24 protein-coding genes, 1 tRNA gene and 1 riboswitch are annotated in these 26,394 nt (G+C 67.9%); of the genes, 14 read left to right on the forward strand and 11 right to left on the reverse strand.

What is annotated here, in order from left to right; translation table 11 throughout:
- The first annotated feature begins 3 nt into the window (after positions 1 to 3).
- The 9 genes from AC1DFE_RS20930 (at position 4) to AC1DFE_RS20970 (ending at position 10,264) form a co-directional block, all read left to right on the forward strand.
- Positions 4 to 828 (forward strand): M23 family metallopeptidase, encoded by an 825-nt coding sequence (locus AC1DFE_RS20930; protein WP_476907807.1) that lies wholly within the window; start codon positions 4 to 6, stop codon positions 826 to 828.
- Between the two features lie 136 nt (positions 829 to 964).
- Positions 965 to 1,134, forward strand: a riboswitch (cyclic di-AMP (ydaO/yuaA leader).
- Positions 1,135 to 1,186: 52 nt separating this feature from the next.
- Entirely contained in the window at positions 1,187 to 1,897 is a 711-nt protein-coding gene (locus AC1DFE_RS20935; RefSeq protein ID WP_476907784.1) for a C40 family peptidase, read from the forward strand.
- 103 nt (positions 1,898 to 2,000) lie between these two features.
- Positions 2,001 to 2,786, forward strand: coding sequence for an NlpC/P60 family protein (locus tag AC1DFE_RS20940; protein WP_476907785.1), 786 nt, complete (start codon positions 2,001 to 2,003; stop codon positions 2,784 to 2,786).
- 221 nt (positions 2,787 to 3,007) lie between these two features.
- Positions 3,008 to 3,508 carry an HNH endonuclease gene (locus AC1DFE_RS20945; RefSeq protein WP_306921098.1) on the forward strand — a complete coding sequence of 167 codons (501 nt, stop codon included), beginning with the start codon at positions 3,008 to 3,010 and terminating at the stop codon, positions 3,506 to 3,508.
- A 35-nt stretch (positions 3,509 to 3,543) separates the two neighbouring features.
- On the forward strand, positions 3,544 to 4,137 hold the full coding sequence (gene mobA / locus AC1DFE_RS20950; protein WP_476907786.1) for a molybdenum cofactor guanylyltransferase: 594 nt from the start codon (positions 3,544 to 3,546) through the stop codon (positions 4,135 to 4,137).
- Positions 4,138 to 4,173: 36 nt separating this feature from the next.
- Complete coding sequence (locus AC1DFE_RS20955) at positions 4,174 to 4,521, forward strand: DUF6457 domain-containing protein (protein ID WP_476907787.1); 348 nt, start codon at positions 4,174 to 4,176, stop codon at positions 4,519 to 4,521.
- Positions 4,518 to 6,053: a molybdopterin molybdotransferase MoeA gene (locus AC1DFE_RS20960; protein ID WP_476907788.1), complete on the forward strand. Its 1,536-nt coding sequence runs from the start codon at positions 4,518 to 4,520 to the stop codon at positions 6,051 to 6,053. Before AC1DFE_RS20955 ends, AC1DFE_RS20960 begins: the two co-directional genes overlap by 4 nt.
- A 123-nt stretch (positions 6,054 to 6,176) precedes the next feature.
- Entirely contained in the window at positions 6,177 to 7,061 is an 885-nt protein-coding gene (gene fdhD, locus AC1DFE_RS20965) for a formate dehydrogenase accessory sulfurtransferase FdhD (RefSeq protein ID WP_476907789.1), read from the forward strand.
- Positions 7,062 to 7,237: 176 nt separating this feature from the next.
- Positions 7,238 to 10,264 carry an alpha-mannosidase gene (locus AC1DFE_RS20970; protein WP_476907790.1) on the forward strand — a complete coding sequence of 1,009 codons (3,027 nt, stop codon included), beginning with the start codon at positions 7,238 to 7,240 and terminating at the stop codon, positions 10,262 to 10,264.
- A 157-nt stretch (positions 10,265 to 10,421) separates the two neighbouring features.
- On the opposite strand, the gene AC1DFE_RS20975 is transcribed toward AC1DFE_RS20970, so the two are convergent.
- The 7 genes from AC1DFE_RS20975 to AC1DFE_RS21005 all read right to left on the reverse strand — a co-directional run bounded on the left by AC1DFE_RS20975 (position 10,422) and on the right by AC1DFE_RS21005 (position 16,075).
- Positions 10,422 to 11,276, reverse strand: a complete 855-nt coding sequence (locus AC1DFE_RS20975) for an amino acid ABC transporter ATP-binding protein (RefSeq protein ID WP_476907791.1) — start codon at positions 11,274 to 11,276, stop codon at positions 10,422 to 10,424.
- Entirely contained in the window at positions 11,263 to 11,928 is a 666-nt protein-coding gene (locus AC1DFE_RS20980; protein ID WP_476907792.1) for an amino acid ABC transporter permease, read from the reverse strand. Before AC1DFE_RS20980 ends, AC1DFE_RS20975 begins: the two co-directional genes overlap by 14 nt.
- Complete coding sequence (locus tag AC1DFE_RS20985; RefSeq protein ID WP_476907793.1) at positions 11,929 to 12,753, reverse strand: amino acid ABC transporter substrate-binding protein; 825 nt, start codon at positions 12,751 to 12,753, stop codon at positions 11,929 to 11,931.
- 301 nt (positions 12,754 to 13,054) lie between these two features.
- Positions 13,055 to 13,792 carry a hypothetical protein gene (locus AC1DFE_RS20990; RefSeq protein ID WP_476907794.1) on the reverse strand — a complete coding sequence of 246 codons (738 nt, stop codon included), beginning with the start codon at positions 13,790 to 13,792 and terminating at the stop codon, positions 13,055 to 13,057.
- Entirely contained in the window at positions 13,789 to 14,535 is a 747-nt protein-coding gene (locus AC1DFE_RS20995) for a hypothetical protein (protein ID WP_476907795.1), read from the reverse strand. The genes AC1DFE_RS20990 and AC1DFE_RS20995 overlap by 4 nt, the downstream gene beginning before the upstream one ends.
- A 35-nt stretch (positions 14,536 to 14,570) precedes the next feature.
- Complete coding sequence (locus AC1DFE_RS21000) at positions 14,571 to 15,305, reverse strand: hypothetical protein (RefSeq protein ID WP_476907796.1); 735 nt, start codon at positions 15,303 to 15,305, stop codon at positions 14,571 to 14,573.
- A complete protein-coding gene (locus tag AC1DFE_RS21005) occupies positions 15,302 to 16,075 on the reverse strand; it encodes a hypothetical protein (RefSeq protein WP_476907797.1) in 774 nt (257 codons plus the stop codon). The genes AC1DFE_RS21000 and AC1DFE_RS21005 overlap by 4 nt, the downstream gene beginning before the upstream one ends.
- Before the next feature lie 195 nt (positions 16,076 to 16,270).
- Between AC1DFE_RS21005 and AC1DFE_RS21010 the strand changes: the two genes are divergently transcribed.
- A complete protein-coding gene (locus AC1DFE_RS21010; protein WP_476907798.1) occupies positions 16,271 to 17,935 on the forward strand; it encodes an ABC-F family ATP-binding cassette domain-containing protein in 1,665 nt (554 codons plus the stop codon).
- Complete coding sequence (locus AC1DFE_RS21015) at positions 17,932 to 19,845, forward strand: ABC transporter ATP-binding protein (protein WP_476907799.1); 1,914 nt, start codon at positions 17,932 to 17,934, stop codon at positions 19,843 to 19,845. The genes AC1DFE_RS21010 and AC1DFE_RS21015 overlap by 4 nt, the downstream gene beginning before the upstream one ends.
- 7 nt (positions 19,846 to 19,852) lie before the next feature.
- Here AC1DFE_RS21015 and AC1DFE_RS21020 read toward each other — a convergent pair whose 3' ends face one another.
- The 3 genes from AC1DFE_RS21020 to AC1DFE_RS21030 all read right to left on the reverse strand — a co-directional run bounded on the left by AC1DFE_RS21020 (position 19,853) and on the right by AC1DFE_RS21030 (position 20,906).
- Entirely contained in the window at positions 19,853 to 20,257 is a 405-nt protein-coding gene (locus tag AC1DFE_RS21020) for an NUDIX hydrolase (protein WP_476907800.1), read from the reverse strand.
- Entirely contained in the window at positions 20,254 to 20,832 is a 579-nt protein-coding gene (locus tag AC1DFE_RS21025; RefSeq protein WP_476907801.1) for a DUF6314 family protein, read from the reverse strand. Before AC1DFE_RS21025 ends, AC1DFE_RS21020 begins: the two co-directional genes overlap by 4 nt.
- A 1-nt stretch (position 20,833) precedes the next feature.
- Positions 20,834 to 20,906: transfer RNA gene (locus tag AC1DFE_RS21030), tRNA-Arg, on the reverse strand.
- A gap of 88 nt (positions 20,907 to 20,994) precedes the next feature.
- Here AC1DFE_RS21030 and AC1DFE_RS21035 point away from each other — a divergent pair.
- Positions 20,995 to 21,777 (forward strand): DUF998 domain-containing protein, encoded by a 783-nt coding sequence (locus AC1DFE_RS21035; protein WP_476907802.1) that lies wholly within the window; start codon positions 20,995 to 20,997, stop codon positions 21,775 to 21,777.
- A 14-nt stretch (positions 21,778 to 21,791) separates the two neighbouring features.
- Here the strand turns inward: AC1DFE_RS21035 and AC1DFE_RS21040 are convergent, their stop codons facing one another.
- Positions 21,792 to 22,451 (reverse strand): hypothetical protein, encoded by a 660-nt coding sequence (locus tag AC1DFE_RS21040; RefSeq protein ID WP_476907803.1) that lies wholly within the window; start codon positions 22,449 to 22,451, stop codon positions 21,792 to 21,794.
- Positions 22,452 to 22,536: 85 nt separating this feature from the next.
- Here AC1DFE_RS21040 and AC1DFE_RS21045 point away from each other — a divergent pair, with 85 nt between their 5' ends.
- Complete coding sequence (locus AC1DFE_RS21045; protein WP_476907804.1) at positions 22,537 to 23,385, forward strand: inositol monophosphatase family protein; 849 nt, start codon at positions 22,537 to 22,539, stop codon at positions 23,383 to 23,385.
- Positions 23,386 to 23,504: 119 nt separating this feature from the next.
- Positions 23,505 to 26,048, forward strand: coding sequence for a DNA helicase PcrA (gene pcrA, locus AC1DFE_RS21050; RefSeq protein WP_476907805.1), 2,544 nt, complete (start codon positions 23,505 to 23,507; stop codon positions 26,046 to 26,048).
- Positions 26,049 to 26,394 lie beyond the last annotated feature (346 nt).

Genomic DNA, 26,394 nt, shown 5'->3' on the forward strand with positions numbered 1-26,394 from the left:
TCCATGCAGAATGCCCGGGGCCGACGCCGCGCGTCCGGTCCCGCTTCGGAGCCGCGCCTCGCGGAGGCCATTGCCGCGGACCGTCCCCGGGACGCCCAGCGCGAAGCGCGCCGCCGGCGCCGGGGTCCGTTCCGACAGGTTACGGACTTCGCCTCGGCCAGTGGCGTTGGGCAGAAGGCCGGCGTAGCCCTCGCCGCCACCGGCTTGCTGCTGACCGTTACTGTCCCGGCGACCAGCCCGGTCCTGGCTGCCGGTGACCAGCAGGGAGGGGCGTCCTCATCTGCCGCCTCGCTGGCCCAGCCCAAAGTCTCGGCCGAAGCGGCCGCCAAGATTGACTTCAGCCGCACCTCCGTAGCCACCACTGGTGACCCGGACGGAAAGCTGAAGCAACTCCTGAGTGCCCAGTCGGCCGGCAGCATCAGCCGGTCGGCATCGCTGGGCACCCTGGGAGGTCCGCTGACCACGCTGGTCAAGTCCTCGCCGTTCGGTTACCGGGTCAGCCCGATCACCGGCGGAGCCGGCGAGTTCCACCGCGGCCAGGACTTCGCTGCCCAGTGCGGGACGCAAGTGCTCGCTGCGGCCAGTGGCAAGGTCACCTTCTCGGGCTGGCATCCGTACGGGGGAGGCAACCGCGTGGTGATCGACCACGGCAATGGCCTCGAAACCACGTACAACCACCTGTCGTCCTCCAGCGTTCAGGTTGGACAGAAGGTGACCCGCGGCGAAGTGATTGCCCTCAGCGGGACCACAGGCGCTTCCACCGGCTGCCACCTCCACTTCGAGGTGATGGTCAACGGGGATGTCGTTGACCCCATGGGCTGGCTTTAAGCCAAGTCGATGGAGCACTCTCATTCCTGTGACACGCCGTGACCTGAATGTGACATTCGTTCCGAACTGCTGTACCGTCTAAACCGCGTCAACTTTTCCGAAGTTGACGCTCTTGAGTGGATTGCCTAACTCTGCCACCGCTCAAGGTCCGTTCGCATTACATCGTCTGGCAGGGGCGGGGGAACCAATTTTGGTCTTCGCAAGAAGGCCTTGGGGTTAAGTCGCAAAGCTTCCCAGGAAGCAGAGTGGCCGGGTGACTCCCATCCGAATCCGACAGCTCACCTCGCAGGCATTGGGAGAGGCTACCTTCGTGTCTTCACGCCACAATGCCGCGCGCCACCGCGCGCAAACGGTTCGTATGAACCCATTGGACTCCGTGTCCAAGGCGGTTAGCGCCAATGCCGGCACAGTAGGTCGCCAGGCAGCTGTCATCGCGGCTGCTTCAGGTCTCATCCTGAGCGTTGGCATGCCGGCCAACGCAGCCGACGCCAACATTGGTGTTTCCGCCTCTTCGGAGACCGGAACCCAGGCCGCGCAGCTCGCTGTGACCGCCGCGCCCACCGCCACTGTCTCCTTCGAGCGTCCTGCTGTCACCACCGTGGCAGCCCCGGTCGTCGAAACCGTCGCCGCTCAGTCGAGCGATGACAGCAAGGCGGGCGACGCAGGCCAGACCAGCGACGAGAACGCCGGTGCTGCCAAGGCCGTCACCGCCAAGTCCACCGATGGTGCGGCCTCCGCCGCAGCCGCCGGACTGGCCGCCATCGCGTACACCGGCATCGGTCACCCCTACGTGTGGGGTGGCACCACCCCCGACGGCTGGGACTGCTCCGGCTTCACTCAGTGGGTCTACGCTCAGGCAGGCATCAGCATTCCCCGCGTCAACGCGTGGAACGCCATGAAGCCCACCTCCACGCCTGCTCCCGGCGACCTGGTCATGCAGAACGGCGGCGCCCACGTGGGCATCTACGTCGGCAACGGCATGATGATCAGCGCGCTGAACCCCTCGGACGGCACGCTCCTGCTCCCGGTGACCGCAACGGGCACGTCCGCTTTTTACACCCTTCGCTAAGAATCCCATTCGAGACGGGCCGGCTTACCCCCAAGATGCCGGCGCGTCGATAACCCACGTCCTGCTACCGCGGTCCGTGGAATACGAAAGAGAGAAATTTTAAATGACTACACGTGCGACCATTGCACGCCACCGCGCCGAGGTCACCAAGACCAACTCGCTGGCCGTCATTGCCAAGGCCGTCGGCGACAACGCCGGTGGTGTGGGCCGCCAGGCCGCAGTTATCGCTGCTGCTTCCGGTCTTGTCCTGACCAGCGGCATCGCCGCCAACGCTGCTGAGGCCAACGTTCAGCGCGAATCCGCTCCGGCCTCCACGCTGGAGGTCCAGTCCGCTGCGCCGGCCACCATCTCCGCTGCTTCCAGCATCGCCATCTCCTACGAGAAGCCGGCCGTCTCCACTGCACCGGCTCCCGTCGTCGAGGCCCCCAAGCCTGTTGTCAAGGTCCAGGAATCCACCCCCGCCGTTGACGCTGCACCGGTTGCAGACGCCGCACCGGCAGTTCAGGCCACAGCCGCCGTCGATACTGCTGCCCCGGCAGCGTCGACGACCGCCGCCAGCGGCCGCGGCGCTGCGATTGCAGCTGCTGCCTACGCCCAGCTCGGCGTCTCGCAGGACTGCACCGCCCTGGCCACCAACGCCCTGGCTGCCGTTGGCATCCACTACCACGGCTGGCCGGCAGGTTACCTGTCCCTCGGCCGCACCGTCAGCGCTGCTGAAGCTCGGCCGGGCGACCTCGCCTACTACCAGAACGGCGGCATGGGCCTGGCCCACATCGCTGTTTACGTCGGCAACGGCATGGCCGTCCACGGCGGCTGGAACGGCGGAACCACCGCACTGTTCAGCGTGAACGTCGGCTCCGGCCCGGTCTTCATCCGCGTCGGCGGCTAAGATATCCCAAGCATTACGGAGGACCCCCGCCAACTGGCGGGGGTCCTCTTTTTGCCTTCCCTGCATGACTAATTGGGCGACACACCAGGGCGATGCTTGCGCTCGATTCGCTCATCTGCCTACTGAGTGTTTACTCTTATGGTGTCGATCCATAGCCCGGACATGCAGAGGGCAGCCGGCCCTCGGGCCTCTGCCGGGTGCGGCCGTGAAGAGGTATGTGCATGCGCACTCTCGTTCTTAATGCTGGATATGAACCGCTGGCGGTAGTGACCTTCCGCCGGGCGCTGGTCCTTGTGCTCACCGGAAAGGCAAGCGTGGTGGCCGAAGGCGACGATCCTGTCGTCGGGCCGCAGGACATCATGGGCCGTCCGTCCGTGATTCTCCTCAACCGCTACATCCGCCCCCGGTACAACATGATCACCGCGGTGAGCAGGCGCGGCGTGCTTCGCCGCGACGGCCACCGGTGCGCCTACTGCGGCAAGGCAGCCCACACCATAGATCATGTCCAGCCCAAATCCCGGGGCGGTGCGGACTCCTGGGAGAACCTCGTCGCCGCCTGCCTCCGGTGCAACAACGTCAAGGGTGACCACACGCCCGGTGAAATGGGGTGGAAGCTCCGGTTTGACCCGGCTCCGCCGGTGGGCACCATGTGGCAGATCAAGGAACTGGAGAAGCCCACACCGGCGTGGGATCCGTTCCTGCTTCCCGAAAGAGCAGCCTGACCCCGGCCTGAGCCTCACAGGATTACGCTGGGTGTGTGGACTTTGACGCAATAATCCTGGCCGGCGGCCGCTCCTCGCGACTGGGCGGCACGCCCAAGTCTGCGCTGATGTTCGACGGCGGCACCCTCCTTGAGCGATCACTCGCGGCAGCCGCGGATGCCGGGCACACGGTTGTGGTGGGGCCAGAGACCGGGGGCCTTCCGGGCGGCGTGCTCACCTCCCGTGAGGATCCGCCGTTTGCCGGCCCGGCAGCGGCGATCGCTGCCGGGGTTGCAGCGCTCCGGAGTGCGGGGCCGGCGGACATGGTCCTGGTCCTCGCGTGCGACATGCCGCATGTGGGTGATGCCGTGCGCGTTCTTCGGGACGCCCTCCCGGGCGCGTCCGCCGACGGCGTCATCGCGGCATCGGCGGACGGCCGGCTGCAGCCGCTGGCTGGTTTCTACGGCGCGGCGGCGCTGGCGCGTGCCGTGGGAGAGGCTGCCGCACGCAACGCCCTGGTCCACGGGTCAGTTTTCGCCCTCCTTGCTAGTCTTGACGTGCAGGCTGTGGTTGTCCCCGCCGGCTCCACGGATGACGTGGACACCTGGGATGACGCGGCCGCGTTAGGAGTCGCTGTCCGGGAGCAATGAGCCGCGTTCCGGGCCGCCGTGGATTTGGAGGCAGGCATGAAAAGCCAGGACGAAACACTTGAGGAGTGGTGCCGTCTGCTGCTGCGGGCCTTTGAGCTCGAGGATGTGGACGTGGACATCAACGAGGTGCTGTCCGTCGCGGGAGTGGCTGCGCACTCCGTAGTGCGTCCCGCCGCGCCTCTCACCACCTTCATTGCGGGGCTCGCCGCCGGCCTCGGCTGCGCTTCGGGCCAGGCACCGGACGTGCACGCCATGCAGAAAGCCATGGACGTGGCGCGCACCGTTGCCAAGGCCTACACGGCCAATGAGGCGCAGGCTGCGGCATCGACCCCGGCCGGAGGCACGGCCGGAACATCGGCGCCCAGCGGGACACCGGGGGAATGACCGCAGCGCCCGAGCGCCGCTCTGACGACCTGACCACTTCCGGGGACGCAGCTGCCGCGGACGATGCAACCGTTGCCGGCGACGAACCCGCCGCGACAGACGCAACCGACTCCGACGCCGACTCCGCCGCGACAGCGGAGCCTGACGCGGCAGGGGAACGGGCCGCTGCGGACGAGCCGGATTCGCCGGGGGATCCGGCCACGCCGGCCAGGCATTTGGCGCACACCTGGGAGGAGGCCCGGCAGGCCGCCTTCGACTGTGCTGCCCCGATACCTGCCGCACCTGTGCCGCTGCGCGACGCAGTGGGCCGGACTTTGGCCGCGGACATTACCGCCCGGCAGGACATGCCCCACTACGCGTCGTCCGCCATGGACGGCTGGGCCGTTAACGGAAGCGGGCCGTGGATCCTGGCCGAGCCAGGGCAGCGGCTGGCTCCGCACCAGGCGAGCGTGATCGTCACAGGCGGACTAATTCCGCCAGGCGCCAAGGCAGTGCTGCGCACCGAGAGCGGCGTGATCTCCACGGACGAGGACGGGCTGCCCGTCCTGACGCTGGGAGGTACCGCCCGGCCCGGCGAACCCCGCAACGGCCAGCACATCCGGAAGGCCGCAGAGGAAGCGGCCGCGGGGGATGTTCTGGTGCGGGCGGGTATCGTGCTGAATCCCGCCCATGTGGCACTCGCTGCCCTGGCCGCGTACGACGAGGTGGAGGTCCTCGGCAAGCCGGTGGTGAAGCTGCTGCTGACAGGCTCCGAGGTGGTGGACCACGGATTGCCCGGGCCCGGGCGGGTGCGCGACACCTTCGGACCCCAGCTGGCCGCGGTCGTGGAGATGCTGGGCGGCCTGTGCCGTCAGCAGGCCCGCATCGGGGACGGCTATAGGGAATGGCTGGTGGGCCTCGAGGACTCAGGCATCCCTGAGGCACTAAACCTGCCGGCCGACGTCGTCATCACCACCGGCGGCACGGGCCGCTCCGGAACCGACCATTTCAGGCGTGCCGTGGCTGAACTCGGCGGACGGCTAGTCATCGACGGCGTGGCGATGCGGCCGGGACACCCGGCCGTCCTGGCCGAACTGCCGGACGGGCGCTTCGTGCTGGGGCTGCCGGGCAACCCGCTGGCGGCCATGATGGCCCTGTCCACTGTGGGCGCGCCGCTCCTGGCGGCCCTCGGACATGGCCAGCTGCCGCCGGTCCGGGAGGTCCCCTGCGGCACCATGCTCGAACCCGAGCCCGGCCGTACCCGCCTGATGCCTTTCCGGCTCCTCTACGGCATGGCTTCGCCCGCGCAGCACACGAGCCCCGGCATGATGCGCGGACTGGCGTCGGCCGACGGCGTCCTGGTGGTGCCGCCGCATGGCGTGCAGCTGGGCGAGATGGTCCCGGCCTTCGCGCTGCCCTGGGGGCCGGCCATCCCCGAGCCCAAGTCCGCCGAACCCAAGCCCAGGAGCCCGGCGCGGAAGTCCGCTTCCCGCACCTCCGCCAAGCAGGGAGCCCAAAACGGGCCGGTGGACTGGAGCGCCCTGCTCGACTGACGTGCAGGGCGTCTGAGGCGGCGTCCGGGGGCGGCGCGTCCGGCTGGCGGGACGGGCGTTGGTGTACACCGGCCAGGCTTGCAATGATGGACTCATGAACAGCCACTCAGCGCGGAGTTTCTCATGGGCCGTGTAACGCAACGACGCAAGGTGCACCGCTACGTCCTGGACGGCTCGGCCGCGGCACTGGAGTTCCCGGTCCGGCACCGTGAGGACGTGCTCGCCGTGGAGGAACCGCTGGAGATCCGGCTGGGCAGCCTTTCGTACTCGGTGACGATGCGCACACCAGGGGACGACTTCGACCTGGTGGCAGGTTTCCTCGTCTCCGAGGGCGTCATCTGGGAGGCCGACCAGCTGATCTCGCTTCGGTTCTGCGCCGGCGAGGACGAAAACGGGGTCCAGACGTTCAACGTTGTTGAAGCCCAGCTCCGGCCCGACGTGCCACTGCCGGACACGGGCCGGAACGTCTATACGTCCAGCTCGTGCGGGATCTGCGGCACGGATTCCATCGAGGCGGTAACGAAGTCCTCGCACTTCGACCCCGCCGCGGACCGGCTCACAGTTCCGGTCGAAACGCTGGCCTCCCTGCCGGACAAGCTGCGGGCGGCGCAGGCCGTGTTCGAGGTGACCGGGGGAGTGCACGCTGCCGGACTGTTCAGGATCGACGACGACGGCCGTGCGGAACTGCTGTGCCTGCGGGAGGACGTGGGCCGGCACAACGCGGTGGACAAGGTGGTTGGCTGGGCGCTGCGTGAACGGCGGCTGCCGCTCACGAACACCGTGCTGCAGGTGTCCGGACGGGCCTCCTTCGAGCTCGTCCAGAAAGCGGCGCTGGCGGGTATCCCCGTGCTCGCCGCAGTGAGCGCCCCCTCGAGCCTTGCCGTGGAGCTGGCCGAGTCCACCGGCGTCACGCTGGCAGGGTTCAGCCGGGGAACCAGCCTGAACGTCTATGCAGGCGCCAGCCGCATTTCCACCCCGGCCCCGGCCCCGGCCCCGGTCCCGCGGTAGCCGGCCTCGGCCCTTGGCGGCCGGACGCACACGCAGTAGATTTTATCCATCGAATGGAAACGTTGATCCGCTCACACGGCCGCTGAACTGCCGGGACGCAAGCTGACCGCGACGCCCATGCCCGCACGAAAGCCAGCACAGCCCGCTTCAGCTTTCACGTACTAAAGAGGTACACATTGCACGACGACCGCCGGATCACGGAAGTCCGCCTGGACCGCTTTGTCCGCGAACGGATCGCCCCCGCCGTCTACGGCCGCAGCGTGCCTCTGGAGCTGAGCAGCTGGGATGTTCCCGATGAACCCGTTCCGGTTTTGGAGGCCCTGCGCCAGGAGTTCGTGGCGCAGGAACACGGTGCCGCGTGGGGACGCCCGTGGAGCACAAAGTGGCTGCGGCTGCAGGGCGAGGTGCCGGACGCCTGGGGAACCGGGCCGGACACCGAGGTGGAGATCGTGGTGGACCTCGGGTTCACGACCGAGATCCCGGGCTTCCAGTGCGAGGGAATCGCGTGGCGCCCTGACGGCAGCATCATCAAGGCCATCTCGCCCCGCAACCAGCACATCCCGCTGAAGCTGCTGGGCAGCGGACTGGCCGTGGACTTCTACGTGGAGGCGGCAGCCAACCCCGACGTGGCGCAGGGCTGGAGCTTCGCGGCGACTCCGTACGGGGACAAGGCCACCGCGGGCACCGAAGCGCAGTACCGCCTGGGAAGAATCGCCATCGCCGAGCTGAACCGCGCCGTCTGGGAGCTCCAGCAGGACGTGGTCACCCTCAGCGGACTCATGCACGAGCTCCCCACTGAACTGCCGCGCCGGCACGAGATTCTCCGTGCGCTGGAACGCATGCTGGACATCATGGACCCCGATGACGTCGCCGGCACCGCGGCGGCCGGCCGGGCAGCGCTGGCCGAGGTCCTGTCCAGGCCGGCCTACGCCTCCGCGCACCACCTGCTCGCCACCGGGCACGCCCACATCGACTCGGCCTGGCTGTGGCCGGTGCGGGAGACCATGCGCAAGTGCGCCCGGACCTTTTCCAACGTGGTGGCCCTGATGGACGAGGACCCGGGCTTCGTATTCTCCTGTTCCTCCGCCCAGCAGCTGGCCTGGATCAAGGAGTACTACCCGGAGCTCTTCGGGCGCATCCGGGAGAAGGTGAAGTCCGGCCAGTTCATTCCCGTGGGCGGCATGTGGGTGGAATCCGACACCAACATGCCCGGCGGGGAGGCCATGGCCCGCCAGTTCGTGGAAGGCAAGAGCTTCTTCCTCAAGGAGTTCAACGTCGAGTGCAGGGAAGCCTGGCTGCCGGACTCCTTCGGGTACTCCGCCGCCCTGCCGCAGATCGTCAAAGCCGCCGGCAGCCGCTGGTTCCTGACCCAGAAGATCTCCTGGAACCAGATCAACAGGATGCCGCACCACACCTTCAACTGGGAGGGCATTGACGGCACCCGTATCTTCACGCACTTCCCGCCGGTGGACACCTACAACTCCGAACTCAGCGCCCGGGATCTGGCGCACGCCGAGCGCAACTACCGGGACCATGGCTACGGAACCATCTCGCTCGTTCCCTTCGGCTACGGCGACGGCGGCGGAGGACCGACGCGGGAGATGCTCGCCGCCGCGCACCGCTCGGCTGACCTGGAAGGCTCGCCGAAGGTCCGTCTCGGTTCGCCGCGCAGCTTCTTTGAGCGGGCCGAGGCCGAGTACACTGCGCTGCCGGTCTGGGTGGGCGAGATGTACCTGGAGCTGCATCGCGGCACCTACACCAGCCAGGCCAGGACCAAACAGGGAAACCGCCGGTCCGAGCATCTCCTCCGGGAGGCGGAGCTGTGGTGCGCCACCGCCTCGGTGCGGTCCGGCGGGGAGTATGCGTATCCGGCGGCTGAGCTGAAGCGGCTGTGGCGGCTGGTGCTTCTGCAGCAGTTCCACGACATCCTGCCGGGCAGCGCTATCGCCTGGGTGCACCAGGATGCCGAACGCAACTACGCGGCCGTGGCCCAGGGGCTGGAAGCGCTCATCAGCGAGGCAACCGCGGCCCTGCTGGGCGAGGGCACGCAGGAGTTCCAGCTCAACGCCGGCCCCCATGCCCGCTCCGGAGTGCCGGCGCTCGCGGCGGCTGTGCCTGCGGCAACCGGGGATGCAGTTCAGGCTACGCCTCAGAATGGCGGCTTTGTCCTGGACAACGGCATCATCCGGGCCGTACTGGATGACAACGGGCTGCTGACGTCCCTGCGGGATCACGGAACGGGCCGTGAGGCCATCGCGCCCGGCCAGTTCGGAAACCATCTGGAACTGCACCGCGACACCCCGAACGAATGGGACGCCTGGGACATCGACGAGTTCTATCGGCGGAACGTAGTCTCCGTGACCGATGCCGCCGCGGTGAGCCTGGCACGGCACGGCACTGACGCCGTCGTTGTGGTGGAACGGCTCGCCGGTTCCTCCCGGATTACCCAGCGGATCACGCTGGCGGCGGGCAGCCCCTCCCTGGGCATCTCCACCGAGGTCGACTGGCAGGAACGCGAGAAGCTCCTCAAACTTGGTTTCCCGCTGGACCTCAGGGCCGACCGGTCGGCGGCGGAGACCCAGTTCGGCCACGTCTTCCGGCCCACCCACGTCAACACCTCGTGGGAGGCGGCGAAGTTCGAGATCTGCGCACACCGCTGGCTTCACGTCGCCGAACCCGGGTACGGCGTTGCGATCGCCAACGCCTCCACGTACGGGCACGACGTCGCCCGGACTGTCCGGGACGACGGCGGGACCACCACCACCGTCCGGCTCTCGCTGCTGCGCGCGGCCAAGTTCCCCGACCCCCAGGCCGACCGCGGCCGGCACGTGCTGGACGTCTGGGTCCGCCCGGCAGCGGGGATCGCCGAGGCCGTGGAGGAAGGCTACCGCGCCAACCTCGTGCCCAGGACGGTCAGGGGCGCGCACCCCGCCGAGGCGCTGGTCACGGTGGACAACCCGGCCTTGGTGGTTGAAGCCGTAAAGCTCGCCGAGGACGGCTCCGGGGACGTCATCGTCCGGCTATACGAGGCACTCGGCCAGCGCTCGGCCGGGCGCCTGAGCGCCAATTTCAGGGCTACGGGGATCCAGCCCGTGGACCTGCTGGAGCGGCCGGTTGACGCAGCGGGTGTGGTGGCCGGGACGGACTCCGTTGAGCTCACCCTGCGGCCGTTCCAGCTGGTCACTCTGCGGCTCGCCCGCTAACACGACCCCGTCGCCCGCGCGCACGGTCCGTCGATTTACCAAAAAGGGCCGCTCGTTTGCTTGCTGGGCGGCCTTTTTTGGCAAAACGGTCAAGGCTCTGGGCGCGTACTGGCGGCCGCGGCTCGTCTAGCAGGAGGCGGCGGCCGCTTGAAGGCGCTCAGAATTCGTGCAGCAGCCGCCGGACGAACTGCCGGGTTCGGTCCTGCCGCGGCGCCCGGAGGACCTCGGCGGCCGGTCCGCGCTCCACCACGAGCCCGCCGTCCATGAAGATGACCTCGTCCGCAACCTGCCGGGCGAAGGCCAGCTCGTGGGTGACGATGACCATGGTCCAGCCCTCGTCGGCGAGTTCCTGGATGACGCCCAGGACGTCGCCCACGAGTTCCGGGTCCAGGGCCGAGGTGGGCTCGTCGAACAGCAGCAGCTGGGGTTTCAGGGCCAGGGCGCGCACAATGCCCACGCGCTGCTGCTGGCCGCCGGAGAGCTCGAACGGATAGGCGTCGCGCTTGTCCGCCAGCCCCACCCTTGCCAGGAGCTTTTCGGCGTCAGCCACGGCCTCGGCGCGCTTGCGCTTCTGCACCTGGACCGGGCCTTCAATGACGTTCTGCAGGACAGTCATGTGGGGGAACAGGTTGTAGTGCTGGAACACCATGGCGCTGCGGTCCCGCAGGTCTGAGATCTCCTTCTTGGAGACCTTGGCGGAGAAATCCAGCGCCAGATCGGTGCCAGTCCCAGCTGGAGTGCCTGGACCTGCGGAGGTGCCCGGCCCCGCAAAGGTGACGGTCCCGGCGTCGGGCGTTTCCAGTCCGTTCAGTGAGCGCAGCACGGTGGTCTTGCCCGAGCCGGACGGCCCGATCAGGGCCACGACGTTGCCGCGGCGCACGTCGAGATCGATGTCCCGCAGCACCACGTTGCTGCCGAAGGCCTTGGCCAGGTTGCGGACTGACAGCACCGGCCTGCCTTGGGAGGCGGCAGCGTGGGCAGATGGGTGTGCTGCTCCGTCAGTGGGCGACATAGCGGTCCAATCTCCTTTCAAGCACGGACTGCCCGGAGGAGAGCGCCAGGCAGATGACCCAGTAGACCAGGGCCGCCTGGAGGTACAGCGCCATGAACTCCTGGCTGAACGCCGCGATCTGCTGGGCGTTGCGGAAGAGCTCCGTGACCAGGATCAGCGAGGCCAGCGACGTGTCCTTCACGAGCGAAATGAAGGTGTTGGACAACGGCGGCACGGACACTCTCGCGGCCTGCGGCAGGATGATGCGGCGGAGCGACTGGCCCCGGGACATGCCGATGGTGTGGCCGGCTTCCCACTGGCCCTTGGGCACCGACAGGATGGCCGCCCGGATGACCTCCGCGGCATAACCGCCGATGTTCAGCGAAAAGGCGATGATGGCACTGGGCCACGGATCGAGTTTCACGCCCAGGCTTGGCAGGCCGTAGAAGATCACAAAAAGCTGCACCAGCAGCGGCGTGCCGCGGATCACCGAAACGTAGAACCGCGCCACACCCGACACAAGGGCGTTCCGGCTCAGCCGCATCAGCGCCACCAGCAGGGCCAGCGCGAGGCCGATGGCGAATGAAGCGAGCGTCAGCGGGATGGTGCCGGTTACTGCGCCCGTGACAATAGGGCCGAAGGAGCTCCAGATGAGGTCCCAGTTCAACGGCATCTACTTGGAGACGTCCGTGCCGAAGTACTTCTCCGAGATCTTCGTTAGCGTCCCGTCGGCGCGGAGATCATCCAGTGCCTTGTCCACCGCGGCGGTGAGCTCCGTGGAGCCCTTGCGGAACACGAAGGCGCTTTCCGACTTATCGGTGGTTTCGGCGGCGATCTTCAGCCCGGCATCCGGATTGGTCTTCGCGTAGTCGAGGTACGTGAGCTTGTCATTGACGATGGCATCCACGCGTCCCTGCCGGACCAGCGTCACGCCCTGGGCCCAGCCCTCCACGGACTGGACATTGGCGCCGGCGTCCACGGCCAACTTGTAGAAGTTGCTGGTGAGCGACTGGGCTGTGGTCTTGCCCTTGAGGCTCTCAAAGCTGGTGATGCTGCTGTTGTCCGCCTTGGTCACGATCACGCCCGTGGAGACGGTGTACGGCTTGGAGAAGTCGTATTTGGCCTTGCGTTCGGCGTTGATGGAGATTTGGTTGGCGATGGTGTCGAAACGCTTGGCGTCGAGGCCGGCGAAGATGCCGTCGAACTGGGTCTCCTGGAACGTGGCCTTCACGCCGAGCTTCGCGGCAACGGCGCGGGCAATCTCGACGTCGTAGCCCGTCAGATCACCGGCTCCTTCCGCGTGGAAGCTGAAGGGCTTGTAGGTGCCCTCCGTGGCGATCACGATCTCGCCCTTGGATTTCACATCGCTGAGCGACGTGTCCGAGCTGCTGGCGGCCGGAGCCTGGGAACCGCCCCCGCCGCCGCACGCCGTCAGGGCCAGCGCCAGTCCGGCAAGGGTGGCTGCAAGGGCGGAGCGGCGGGAATGGACACGGTTCATGGTGGGATACCTTCTTCTTCAGGCGGCGGCGGCGGTGCGGCCGCGGCGGCCGGGGCCACTTGCGACGCTACTGCGTGCAACGCATTTGAAAAGACCTTTTATTTCGCCATCATACGGGGGCTGTTGGGCCGTTAGAGAAGCGCTGTTAAAAAGGCTGAGTGGGGGCGGTCCCCAACGGCCGCCACCACTCATCCCCCCAATGTGCGATCCGGCAGGCGCCACAGCTTGTGAGCCAGGCAGCAACTGCTTTCACACATTCATGATTCTCTCACGGTCTAATGATTTTGTGAATCCCGGTTGGCTACCTTTCGGTAGATGACGTTCCGTGACTCCTGCGTTTGGCGGCTTTTACCCGTGCCAGCCAGACCATGACGAGGCCGGAGGTGTAGAAAACCACCGCCCCGTTGTTCACCGCCGGTGACACGACGAGAAGCTCGGGAGGCGCGAACTCAAGGAAGAGGCCGGCCACCGTGGCGACCGCGCCGGCCGCCATCAGGCCGGCCCCGGTCCTGACCAGCGGGGGCAGTCGTTCCTTGACGCTGCGGAGCAGGGCAGGCAGCAGCGCGAGGGAGACATATGCCAGATAGCCCCGGGCCGCCGCCCAGTAAAACGGCAGCAGGGCCCCATTCCTGGGGCTGACCGATCCCACGTCCCGGAAGCGGACCGATGAGGCGGAGGCGTCCATCATGAGGAAGACAGTCACCAGGGCCACGGAGAAGATCGCCAGCATGGCCAGCCCGGGACGGCCGGCGATCATACGGTGCGCGTCAGGGGCGCCGAACCCCTTGGTGACGCGGACCGCGATGAGGTAGATCGTGGCGAAGACGATCAGGCGCAGCAGGACTTGGGCAATGTTGATGCCGCCCAGGGCGCCGTCGATGGCAGCGTAGAACTGTTCGATGCTCAGGACCCCTGCGACCGTCGCCAGCAGGAAAATGAAGAACAGGGCGGGATTGACGCCGCGCAGGGTGCTCGGGATCCGGGCCAGGGCGGCAACGGCGCAAATCAGCAGGGTTATCCAAGGGAGAATCTCGCTCATACCAGGTTCTCCCAGATTCTTTCGGTCTGTTCCTGGTCCTGTTCCTGCCGCCGCAGGGCCTTTCCCATCGCCTGCAGGCGCTCGCCGGCCAGGGCGGTAAGGTCGCCGTCGCTGAGCCGGTCCAGGGCCGCCTGCCGTGCGCCGGGCGGCCAGCCGGCTTCGGCTTCGGTGACCAGTCCGGTGGCCACCAGTCCGCCTGCCAGTCCGACGCCGGCGGCCCGGGAGGTGGCGACGGCCAGTTCCGGGGCGAGCCGGTTGGCGGTCAGCTGGGCTGAATAGTTCTGCGGTGCGACGCCGGTGGCGGCGGAGACGCGGTGGCGGAGCTCGCCGTCGTCGATCGCGTCCACCCAGTTCTTCACCGAGGTGGCATGCGGCGGCGGGCTGAGGTCCGGCAGGTCCATGCCCGTGGAGCCCGTGCCGGCGGAGCCTTTGGGTGCGGTGCGGACGATGACCGCCCGCAGCAGGTCCACGGTGGCGATTTGGCTTACCAGTTCCTTGTCGGTGGGAGGGATGGAGGAACTGGCGAGGTCGCTGTAGGGGTCGAAGGTGGCCAGTGCGGCAACCGGATTGATGCTGTAGGCCCGGCTGATGCTCACGACTGTCGTCTCGGCAACCTTCCCCCGCACCATCTGCTGGGCGAGGGTGGTTCGCTTGACTCCCGAGACCCTGCAGATATCGGCCGTGCTGGTATCCGGTGCTACGCCACTAAGCCAGCGCTGGAATGCTTTGGCGGGGAGGGGCATGAAACGCTCTCTGCTGAACGAATGTTTGACTCATACTAGCGGCGTCGGGCGGACAGCGGCCCGTGCTTCCGGCCGGCCCGGCCGCTGGCCACCCAGATGAGCGCCAGGCCGACGACGAAGCACAGGATGGCTGTGTAATTGACCACGAAGCGCAGGAATCCCAGCCCCGGCGGGACGACGGGGAACAGCAACGAAAGGGGGATCGCGATGCTGCCCACGGCCAGAAGCGCCGCGCTCATCCGCAGCAAGGCAGGCAGCGGTCTCCTGATGGTCCGGAGCATCCCAGGCAGGATCGCGAGACACACGTAAGCCGGGTAAGCACGGCCGGCGGCGCCGTAGTACTCGACCAGGAGGGCGTTTTGCTGATTCTTGGCGGCCACGTCCACGAGCCCCGCCGACGATCCCGACGTGTCCATCAGGACAAAGCAAACCACCAGCACGGCAGAAATCAGTCCCAGGGCAAGCATGCCAGCGCCGCCTCGGATCAGCTGGACTCCACGGCTGTCCCCAAACCCGGCAGCAATCCGAAGAGCAAGGAAGAAGATGGCCCCGAAAATGATGAAGCGCAGCAGCAGGTTGGCCACGTTTGTGCCGCCAAGCAGGGCATCGACCGCCAGGTAGGGACCGGGGATGCTCAGCAGGATGGCCAGCGTCAGGAGCGCAAGGGCATAGAAGATGGACCTGTTTTTCCGCCGGACCAGGTTCGGGATTCGGCTCAGCGCGGCGGCGCCGCACGCGACCAAGGTGGTCCACTGCAGGATTTCAATCATCCGAGGTTCTCCCAGATCGTTTCGGTTTGTCGTTGGTCGTGTTCCTGCCGCCGCAGGGCCTTTCCCATCGCCTGGAGGCGCTCGCCGGCCAAGGCGGTAAGGTCGCCGTCGGTCAGCCGGTCGAGTGCCGCCTGCCGGCCTCGGGGCGGCCAGCCCGCTTCGGCTTCGGTGACCAGTCCGGTGGCTACCAGTCCGCCTGCCAGTCCGACGCCGGCGGCCCGGGAGGTGGCGACGGCCAGTTCCGGGGCGAGCCGGTTGGCGGTCAGCTGGGCGGAGTAGTTTTGGGGGGCGACGCCGGTGGCGGCGGAGACGCGGTGGCGGAGTTCGCCGTCGTCGATGGCGTCCACCCAGTTCTTCACGGAGGTGCCATGCGGCGGCGGGCTGAGTTCGGGAGGCTCTGTGGCTGCCGCAGTGCCGGTTCCCGGGCCGGTACCGCCCGTGACGCCGGTGCCGGCATCCGGATCGGTGCGGGCAATGATGGCGTGCAGCAGGTCTACGGTGGAGATCTGGCTGACCAGTTCCTGCAGCGTCGGCGGGATCGGCGGTTCTCCCAGATCCCTGTACGGTTCAAAAGCCGCCAAGGCGGCCACCGGATTGACGTTGAAGGCCCGGCTGATGCCCACCACAGTTGCCTCGGCCACCTTCCCGCGGACCAGCTGCTGGGCCAGGGTGGTGCGCTTGACCCCGGAAGCCCTGGCAACATCAGCAACGCTGGTGTCGGGCGCGACGCCGTGCAGCCAGCGCTGGAAGGCCTTGGCGGGTAGGGGCATGGAACGCTCTCTGCTGACGTAAGGGGGTGGCGCGGGGTGGCGGCCCGCAGGCCTCGATTTTACGTAGCGCGCCGCTTCAACTATGCTAAGTGGTCGAACCCGCTGGTCCGTACACCCCCCAAGTCCGGACCAGCGGGTTCTTTCATGCCCGCCTGATTTTTCGGGCGAAACGGGCAGCGGTGAGAGGATGGATTGATGACTGCAACCCTTGTTGCGAAGGACCTTTCGGGCGGTCATGATCACCGCACGCTCTTCTCCGGGCTGTCCCTCACAGTGGCCCCCGGGGACGTTGTTGGCGTGGTCGGCGCCAACGGTGCGGGCAAGTCCACGCTGCTGAGGCTCCTTGCCGGGGCGGACCAGGCACAGGACGGCACGGTCAGCCTCGCGCCGGCCGACGCCTTCGTGGGCTGGCTGCCGCAGGAACACGAACGGATCTCCGGCGAGACCATCGCCGCGTACATTGCCCGCCGTACCGGCTGCGCGAAAGCCACCGCTGAGATGGAGTCCACCGCCGAGGCCCTCGGCTCGGGGGCGCCCGGAGCCGATGACGCCTACTCGCTGGCCTTTGACCGGTGGATGGCCTCAGGCGCCGCGGACCTGGATGAACGCATAGCGCCCGTCCTCGCGGACCTTGGCCTGGACGTCGGCCCCGAGGCCGAGATGACCGGGCTCTCCGGCGGACAGGCCGCGCGCGTGGCGCTCGCCGCCCTGCTGCTGAGCCGGTTCGACGTCGTGCTGCTGGACGAGCCCACCAACGACCTTGACCTGGACGGCCTGGCCAAGCTGGAAGCGTTCGTGCAGGGCCTGCGCGGCGGTGTGGTGCTGGTTTCCCACGACCGCGAGTTCCTTGCCCGCTGCGTGACCTCGATCGTGGAGCTGGACCTCGCCCAGAACTCGGTGGCCGTGTACGACGGCGGCTACGAGGCGTTCCTGGAGGAACGCGCGGTGGCCCGCCGCCACGCCCGTGAACGGTACGAGGATTTCGCCTCGACTAAGGCGGACCTGGTGTCCCGCGCCCGCACCCAGCGGGAATGGAGCTCCCAGGGCGTCCGGAACGCGATGCGGAAAAGCCCTGACAACGACAAAATCCGCCGTGCCGCCGGCACCGAGTCGTCCGAAAAGCAGGCGCAGAAGGTCCGGCAGATGGAATCGCGCATCGCCCGCCTGGACGTGGTGGAGGAACCGCGGAAGGAATGGCAGCTGCAGTTCAGCATCGGCCAGGCGCCCCGTTCGAGCTCGGTGGTGGCAACCCTGCGCGACGCCGTCGTCCGCCGGGGCAGCTTCACCCTGGGACCGGTGAACCTGCAGCTCAACGCCGGTGAGCGGATCGGTATCACCGGGCCCAACGGCGCCGGCAAGTCGACGCTGCTCCGGCTGCTTCTGGGCACCCAGGAACCGGATTCCGGCGACGCTTCCCGCGGTGCATCCGTGGCCGTCGGCGAAATCGACCAGGCCCGCGGGTTGCTGGCCGGGCCCCTGAAACTCGCCGACGCCGTCGAAGCCGTCCTGACCGACTACACGTCTGCGGAGGTCCGCACGCTGCTCGCGAAATTCGGCCTCAGGGCGGACCACACCGCGCGCACCGTGGACTCCTTGTCGCCGGGTGAGCGGACCCGCGCCGCCCTGGCCCTGCTGCAGGCCCGCGGCGTTAACCTGCTGGTGCTGGACGAGCCCACCAACCACCTGGACCTCCCGGCAATCGAGCAGCTTGAGGAAGCACTGGAAAGCTACGACGGCGCGCTGCTGCTGGTCACCCACGACCGGCGGCTGCTGGAAAACGTCCGCCTGGACGTGCGCTGGAACGTGGACAACGGCGTCGTCACCGAACTGGTGGCCGGCAAGATGGAGCAGAAAAAATGAGCATGGACGGCGTTGCCTGGCGCTCGCTATACAACATCACCACGGCCAAGAGCGGCTCCCGGCCGTTCTCCAAGGAGACCCTGAAGCGCGTCATGGGGTTCGCCCGGCCGCACCAGGGACGGCTGATTGCGTTTGTGGCCGTCTCTGTCGCCATGGCCTTCCTGGCGGTGGCCACGCCGGTGCTGGCCGGCCAGGTGGTCAACACGATCGTTGCCCGCGCCGATGCCGGCGAGGTGATCCGGCTGGCGGCCCTGATCGCCGGCGTCGCCGTGGCCGAGGCAGCCCTGGGCATGGTGAGCCGCTGGCTGTCCTCCACCATCGGCGAGGGCGTCATCGTGGATCTCCGCACCAAGGTGTTCGACCATGTGCAGAGAATGCCCATCGCGTTCTTCACCCGGACCCGCACCGGCGCCCTGGTCAGCCGCCTGAACAACGACGTCATCGGCGCGCAGTCCGCGTTCGCCGGCACCCTGTCCGGTGTGGTCAGCAACGCGGTGGCCCTCATCCTCACCCTCGTGGTGATGCTGAATACCTCATGGCTGGTCACCGTGCTGGCCATGATCCTGCTGCCGATCTTCCTCATCCCGGCCCGCCGGATGGGCTCCCGGCTGGCGGACCTGCGGCGTGCGGCGGCCGAGAACAACGCGGCCATGGGCACCCAGATGACCGAGCGCTTCTCCGCCCCCGGCGCCACCCTGGTCAAGCTCTTCGGACGGCCTGACGAGGAATCCCGCGAGTTCGCGCTCCGGGCCGGCAGGGTACGCGACATCGGCGTTCGGACGGCCATGCTCCAGTTCACGTTCGTCACGGCGCTGACGCTCGTTTCCGCACTGGCCCTCGCCCTGGTCTACGGCCTGGGCGGCTGGCTGGCCATCGGGGGCCAGCTCGCACCGGGCGACGTCGTGGTCCTGGCATTGCTGCTCACCCGCCTCTACGCGCCGCTCACCGCACTGTCCAACGCCCGCGTTGAGATCATGAGCGCCCTGGTCAGCTTTGAACGGGTCTTCGAAATCCTGGATCTCGAGCCCCTCATCCAGGAAAAGCCCGATGCGCTGGAAGTTCCGCCCGGGCCCGTGGCCGTGGAGTTCGACGACGTGCGCTTCTCCTATCCGTCCGCGGACAAAGTCTCACTGGCTTCGCTGGAGGAGGTCTCCACGCTGGACACCCGCGGCGGCGAAGAGGTGCTGCACGGCATCAGCTTCCGGGTGGAACCAGGACAGACCGTCGCCCTGGTGGGGTCCTCCGGCGCCGGCAAGTCCACGGTCGCCCAGCTGCTCTCCCGGCTGTACGACGTCGATTCCGGTGCCGTGCGCCTCGGCGGCCGGGGCCCGGCCTCCGGCCTGGACGTGCGCGACCTGACCTTCGATTCCATCCGCGCCACCCTCGGCATGGTCACCCAGGACGGGCACCTGTTCCACGAAACCATCGCCTCCAACCTCAGGCTGGCCCGCCCGGAGGCCACGGACGAGGACATGTGGGCGGTGCTGCGCCAGGCCAGGCTCGAAACGATGATTCGTTCCCTTCCGGACGGACTGGAAACCGTGGTGGGGGAGCGCGGCTACCGGCTCTCCGGCGGCGAACGTCAGAGGCTCACCATCGCCCGGCTGCTGATCGCCCAGCCCCGGGTGGTCATCCTCGACGAAGCCACCGCTGCCCTGGACTCCACAAACGAAGCCGCCGTCCAGGCGGCGCTGGCCGCGGCGCTCGAGGGGCGCACCGCCGTCGTCATCGCCCACCGGCTTTCGACCATCCGTGCCGCTGACGCCATCCTGGTGGTGGAGGACGGCCAGATCGTGGAACGCGGCACCCACACGGAGCTGCTGGCCGCGGACGGCCGCTACGCCGAGCTGTACCGGACCCAGTTCGCCGAGGCCACGGCCGTGGCGGAGGAAGCGGTCCCGGAGTACTGAGTCAGCGTCAGCGCGCTGACTCCGCCAGTGCCGGCAGGATGTGGTCGGTGAGCAGCGGGGCCAGGTCGGCGGGCCATTCCGCCGCGAGGTCCAGCCACCTGATCTCGGCGATCTCCGCGGAGGGGTGGGCCACCCAGCTGCCCGGTGCCGTGAAGACGGTGGCTTCGATTTCCGTGGCCGCCTCGTTGGCCGCATCGGCCAGCCAGACGCCCATGAGGGTCAGTTCGCGGGGATCGACAATGATGCCCACTTCCTCCTGGAGCTCCCTCGCGGCGGCCTGCACCGCGGTCTCGCCGGGCTCGGGCTTGCCGCCGGGATGCATGAACTTGTCCGTGCCGCGCTTGCGGACGGTCAGGAGCCGGCCTGCGGCGTCGTAGACACACACGGCGGAGACGATGATGCGTGGATTCACGGTGTCGAGCCTAACCCGTCTGCCGCCGCGGTTGCGGGCAGCCGCCGCAGCACGGATTCCAGCAGCAGGTCTTTGCGCGGGCCGGTGACATCCCAGACATAGCTGAACTCGTCCTCGCTGTGACGGACGTAGGTGACCCGGTAGGTGTCCGGATCGCACCAGTGCCGGTCCTGGCTGGCGTCCGGCGCGAAGCTCATCCGATGGAACGGCCGGCCGTCCGGAAACAGCATGTCCATGGCATCGGGCGTGTCCGCGGGCCGGAGCAGGTAATCGCGGGTGGCCGGGCCGGTGTAGGTGTCGCCGTTCCCTGCCGGCGAACCCGCTGCGGGCCGGTTCACTGAAGGCCAGACCACGGTCCCCTCCTCGTGGAAGCGGAGGCCGCCGTCGCCGTCGGGCGAAAGGATCACGACGCCGGTAAAGGTGCCGCGGGTGCCCGCGGCCCGGTCCAGCAGGGTCCGCTCCACGGACCACCGGCCCGCACTGTGGTCAGGAACGGTGTTGTCAGGGGAGGCGGGATCCGCCGGCGTTGCGCCCAGCAGATAGTCGCGGAGCCCGGACGAGTGCTGCAGATTCAAGTGCCCTCGATTGGAATCGAACCAACGACACCGGCTTTAGGAGAGCCGTGCTCTATCCACTGAGCTACGAGGGCGGGCGCCCGCCGCGGCCGGCGTTTTGCACCGGCCCGTTCGGACACGCTTACAAGCATACAAGGTGACGGCGCGTACTACGCTCTTGCCATGGCCGCCGCAGCTCAAGTCCCCACCGCCCGGGCAACGTTCTTGCCTGACACCGCCTCCACCAGGGATTACATCGGGGCGTGGGCGGTGCTCAGCGTGCTCCAGTATTTCGTGGCAGAGACCGCCGTCATCGGGGCCTGGGCCGGACCGGGCCCCTACAGCCGGCGGACCGGCCTGATCAGCGACCTGGGCGCCATTAGCTGCGGGCTCTACAACGGCCGCAGTATCTGTTCGCCGCTGCACGTGCTGATGAACTCCTCCTTCGTGGTGCAGGGCCTGGGGATGCTCCTGGGCGCACTCCTGCTGAGCTCGGCGCTGCTGCGGGTAGCTGCCCGTGCCGGCGTGCGGGTGCAGGCAAGCCATCCGGGGGAGGTGCCCTGGTACACGGCAGTGGCGGCGCGGATCCTTACCGGGACGGCCGGCGCCGGCACGATCATCGTGGGGCTGGTCCCGGAGGACCTGGAGTCCGGCTGGCATTACGCGGGGGCCGTGATGTACTTCATCGCCGGGTCGCTCGCGCTGCTGCTGCTCGGATCGCTGTGGCTCCGGCAGACGCCGCTGGGCTGGTTCGTCCTGGCCTCCGGCGGAGTGTCCGCGGCCGCCCTCGTCACGGCGGCCGTGACCGGCCTGGACGTCCCCGAGCCGGGAACCCTGGAACGGCTCATGGGCTACCCCATCACCATTGGCCTCGCCGCCGCGGGCCTGGTCGTCGCCCAGCGCGTCCGGCGGGAACGGCAGGTGCGCAAGGCGTTTGCGCGGGCCGAGGCAGCCCGCATGTCCTAGGCTGCAGGCTGCGCCTAGGCTGCCGGCTTCGGGCCGGCCGGTTGGCCGGCGGCCGGCTTCGGGCCGCGGCGCTTAAGGAACACGGCGGCTCCGCCGGCGAGCAGGCTGGCCACGAACAGCACCCAGCCGGCCACGGTAAGGCCGGACGCCAAGACGACCTGGCCGGCGTCGAGGTTTACCGCCGCGATCATGGAATCGATGGTGATGTTGCCCCACAGCCGGACCACCACGAACAGCAGCGGCAGCGCCCAGAGCGCCCAGCGCAGCGCCTTTTTGGCTACGTTGGTGCCGATCAGAAGTAGCCAGGTGAAGCCGAAGATCAGCGGAAACAGGGTGCCCGCCGTCTTATGGACGTAGTTGAGCTGGCCGCGGGCGTCGCCGTCCAAAGCACGGCGGAGCTGCTCGGCGTAGCCGGTGTCGAAGCCGCCGATCAGGGAATCGGGCATGGCCAGGCCGCCGGACAGCTGAGTGAGCTGGTTCAGCGTGAGCAGGTGGACGTACCAGAACAGGAACAGGCTGGCCACCACGCCGGCAATGACGATCAGGTTGGCGTTGTTCTGCGCCTTCGCGGGAGGGCGGTCCGTGCCGCGGTTGATCACCGGCGGCAGGTGGTGCTGGGGTACTGCGGCCTTCGCGCCGTGCTTCTTGATCCGCTGTGCAGGTGTTTTGGCCATGCGTCCATTATCGCCCGGCCACACGGCTCCCTGTTCCGGCACGGCCGCTGTTCAGGGCACGCCCGGCGCCGATAGGGTGGGAACCGTGACGGAACTGGGCAGACACAAACTGGGCAAACACAGCGCCACCAACCTGAGCCCCGAGCTCGACGACTACGAGCTGGCGGCGGAACTGGTCCGCGAGGCCGGGCAGCTGGCCCTGATGATGCGGCAGGGCGGCCTCGACGCCCAGCGCAAGACCTCCATCTCCGACGTCGTCACCGCCGCGGACCATGCGGCCGAAGCGTACGTGCTGGAGCAGCTCCAGCGCTGCCGCCCGGACGACGGCGTCCTGGGCGAAGAAGGCTCCGCGGTGCACGGCAACAGCGGGCGGACCTGGGTTATCGATCCGGTGGACGGGACCTACAACTTCCTGCAGGGCTCCACCTACTGGTGCTCAGCCATCGCCCTCAAGGACGAAGCCGATGTGCTGCTCGGCGCCATTTTCCAGCCCGAGGAGGACAAGCTCTGGATCGGCGGCAAGCAACGCGCCACCACACTCAATGGCGACCCCGTCACCACCTTCAAGGAGGACGGAACAAACCGCAACGCCGCCGATCTCTCCCACCTGGGCGCCGCCACCTACATCCACCCGCGCTGGCTCTCCGATCCGATGTGCGCCATGCCGTGGCACGCCGCGGCAACGTCGGCCGCGACGCTGCGGATGCTCGGGTCCGGCTCGTGCGACCTGGGGCGCGTCGCTGACGGACAGCTTGGCTGCTGGTTCCAGCACAGTTGCCCCGAATGGGACTGGCTGCCCGGAAAGGCGATCGTGACGGCCGCCGGCGGCGTCGCAGGAAGCGTCCACGTCAACGGCCTGGAATGGTTCATGGCGGGAGGAACGACGGCGGTGCACCAGTTACGTGCAGCGCTTGAGTCAGGCTCTGTCGACTAGCTTTCCGCCGCACCGACCTGCCGTCCTGAGGCTTACCCGCCGCGCGGATCTGCCCGGCGGCGGGGTTATCCACAGGGCGGAATTCAGTGTCAGTCCCACCGCCTAGACTTGTAGTCACCATGGATATGTTGTTTGACCCCTACGCTGACGGTCCGTTCAAGGCTGGTTCCCACGCCGGTGCCATCACCAAGTCGCGCCCCGAAACCGGGCTGATGACGCCCGCGTTCGGCGGCGGCCCGGGCGAGTCTGCAGGCCGCATGGCAGCGGCAGGTCCGGGGACAGGTGGCCAGGGCGCTCCGGCTGAGGAGCACGCCCGGCACCATCTCCCTGACGCCGGCTCGCTGCTGGCGGGGCTGAATCCGCAGCAGGAGGAGGCGGTCAAACACTCGGGCAGCGCGCTTCTGATTGTGGCCGGGGCCGGCTCCGGCAAAACCCGCGTCCTCAGTAACCGGATCGCGTACCTGATCGCCACCAAGCGGGCCCACCACGGCGAGATCCTGGCCATCACGTTCACCAACAAGGCCGCCGCTGAAATGCGCGAACGCATCGAAGCCCTCGTGGGCAACAGGGCCAAGGCCATGTGGATCTCCACGTTCCACTCGTCCTGCGTCCGAATCCTGCGGCGTGAGGCCGCCAGTGTCGGCTTGAACTCCAACTTCTCCATCTATGACTCCGCCGACTCCCTGCGGCTGATCACACTGGTGGCCAAGAACCTGGACCTGGACCCCAAGAAGTTCGCGCCCAAGGCCATCCAGCACAAGATCTCCGCGCTCAAGAACGAACTGATCGACGACGACTCCTTCGCGTCCGCCGCCAACCACAGTGACCCGTTCGAAAGCGCCGTGGCCGACGTCTTCAAGGGCTACACCCAGCGGCTGCGCCAGGCCAACGCCATGGACTTCGATGACCTGATCGCGCAGACCGTCTACATGTTCCGGGCATTCCCGGCGCTCGCAGATTCCTACCGGCGCCGGTTCCGGCACGTCCTCGTGGACGAATACCAGGACACCAACCACGCACAGTACGCCCTGGTCCGGGAAATCGTCGGCGAGGGGCCGGGAGCGGCCGAACTGACCGTCGTTGGCGACTCCGACCAGTCCATCTACGCGTTCCGCGGGGCGGACATCCGCAACATCGTGGAGTTCGAGAAGGACTACCCCGATGCCCGCACCATCAAGCTGGAACAGAACTACCGCTCCACCCAGAACATCCTGAGCGCTGCCAACTCCGTCATCTCCCGCAACCCCAACCGCCCCGAGAAACGGCTCTGGACCGCGGAGGGCGAGGGCCACAAGATCATCGGCTACGTGGGCGAGAACGAACACGACGAAGCCCAGTTCATCGCCAAGGAAATCGACCGGCTCCAGGACGAGGACAACCTCCGCCCCGGCGACGTCGCCATCTTCTACCGCACCAACGCCCAGTCCCGCTCCATCGAGGACGTCCTGGTGCGCGTGGGGCTGCCGTACAAGGTTGTGGGCGGCACCAGGTTCTACGAGCGCAAGGAAATCAAGGACGCCTTGGCGTACCTCCGGGTGCTGGTCAACCCGGACGACGACGTCAACCTCCGCCGAATCCTCAACGAACCAAAGCGCGGGATCGGGGACCGGGCCGAGGGCGCCGTGGCTGCCCTCGCCGAGCGGGACCGCACGTCCTTCATCGCCGCGGCCCGCCGTGCAGACCAGGCGCCCGGCATGGCCACCCGCTCGGTCAACGCGGTGCTTGGCTTCGTGAAGCTCCTGGACGACCTCGCCGAGGTCGCCGCGGGCTCGGGCGCCGCGGCCGCGCTCGAGGCGGTGCTGGAACAGACCGGCTACCTCGCCACGCTGCGCTCCAGCACGGATCCGCAGGATGAGTCCCGGGTGGAGAACCTGGCCGAGCTCGTCGCCGTCGTCCGTGAATACGAGCGGGACAACCCCGAAGGATCCCTGGGCGCCTTCCTGGAGCAGGTGTCCCTGGTAGCGGACGCCGACCAGATCCCGGACGCCCCCGGCGCCGACATCGACGCCGCGGTGGCGGAGGCCAAGCGGCTGGGTGTGGTCACCCTCATGACGTTGCACACTGCCAAGGGTCTGGAGTTCCCCGTGGTGTTCCTGACCGGCATGGAGCACGGGCTCTTCCCGCACCAGCGTTCGGCCACGGACCCCAAGGAGCTGGCGGAGGAGCGCCGGCTCGCCTACGTGGGCCTGACGCGCGCCCGGAAGCGGCTCTACGTCACGCGTTCCGAGGTCCGCAACATGTGGGGGCAGAGCCAGTACAACCCGGCCAGCCAGTTCCTGGAGGAAATCCCCTCCGAGCTCGTCGAATGGAAGCGTGAGGGCACCAGTCGTCACGCAGGGGGCTGGGGGAGCGGAGCGGCCATCGGGTCGAACCGGTACAGCGGGTCCTTCTGGGGCGCCGGAACGGCGCGCGGCACCCGTGCCGATTCCTCCGCGGGCTTCAACGCCGACGTCCCGGCCGCCGTCGCGAAAAACCGCGTGCAGCCGCAGAAGGAAGTCATCGCGGTCAGCGTGGGGGACAAGGTCAACCACACGAGCTTCGGCAACGGCACCGTGCTCGCCGTCGAAGGCGCCGGGGACAAGACCGTAGCCAAGGTGAAGTTCGACATCGGCGAGAAGCGGCTGCTTCTGCGGTACGCGCCGCTGACCAAGATCGACGCCTGAGCGTGCCGGTGCGGCGCCTGGAACGCGGTGCCGCCCGGCCGGCCGCAAAGTGGGGCCCGCCGTTCCCATTAGCCCTGCTGTTCCCGCTGGCGCTGATGCTCTCTGTGGTGCTGGCAGGCTGTTCGGTGACCGTGGCGGATCCTGAGTACACCCCGCCGCCTCCGCTGCCGGCCCTGGAACAGCTGAAACAGGCACCGCTGACGGTAATGATGGAAGTGGTTATGTTGCGGTGTGACTCTGCCACTGACTGACGCCCGAAGGGTTTGTCTTCCAATTGATTTGTCCGCCGCAACATGACTGCTGTAAACGCGGCGGCCAGATGGACATGACCTCATAGGAGCCTGTT

Source organism: Arthrobacter sp. 05T423, from assembly GCF_056396245.1.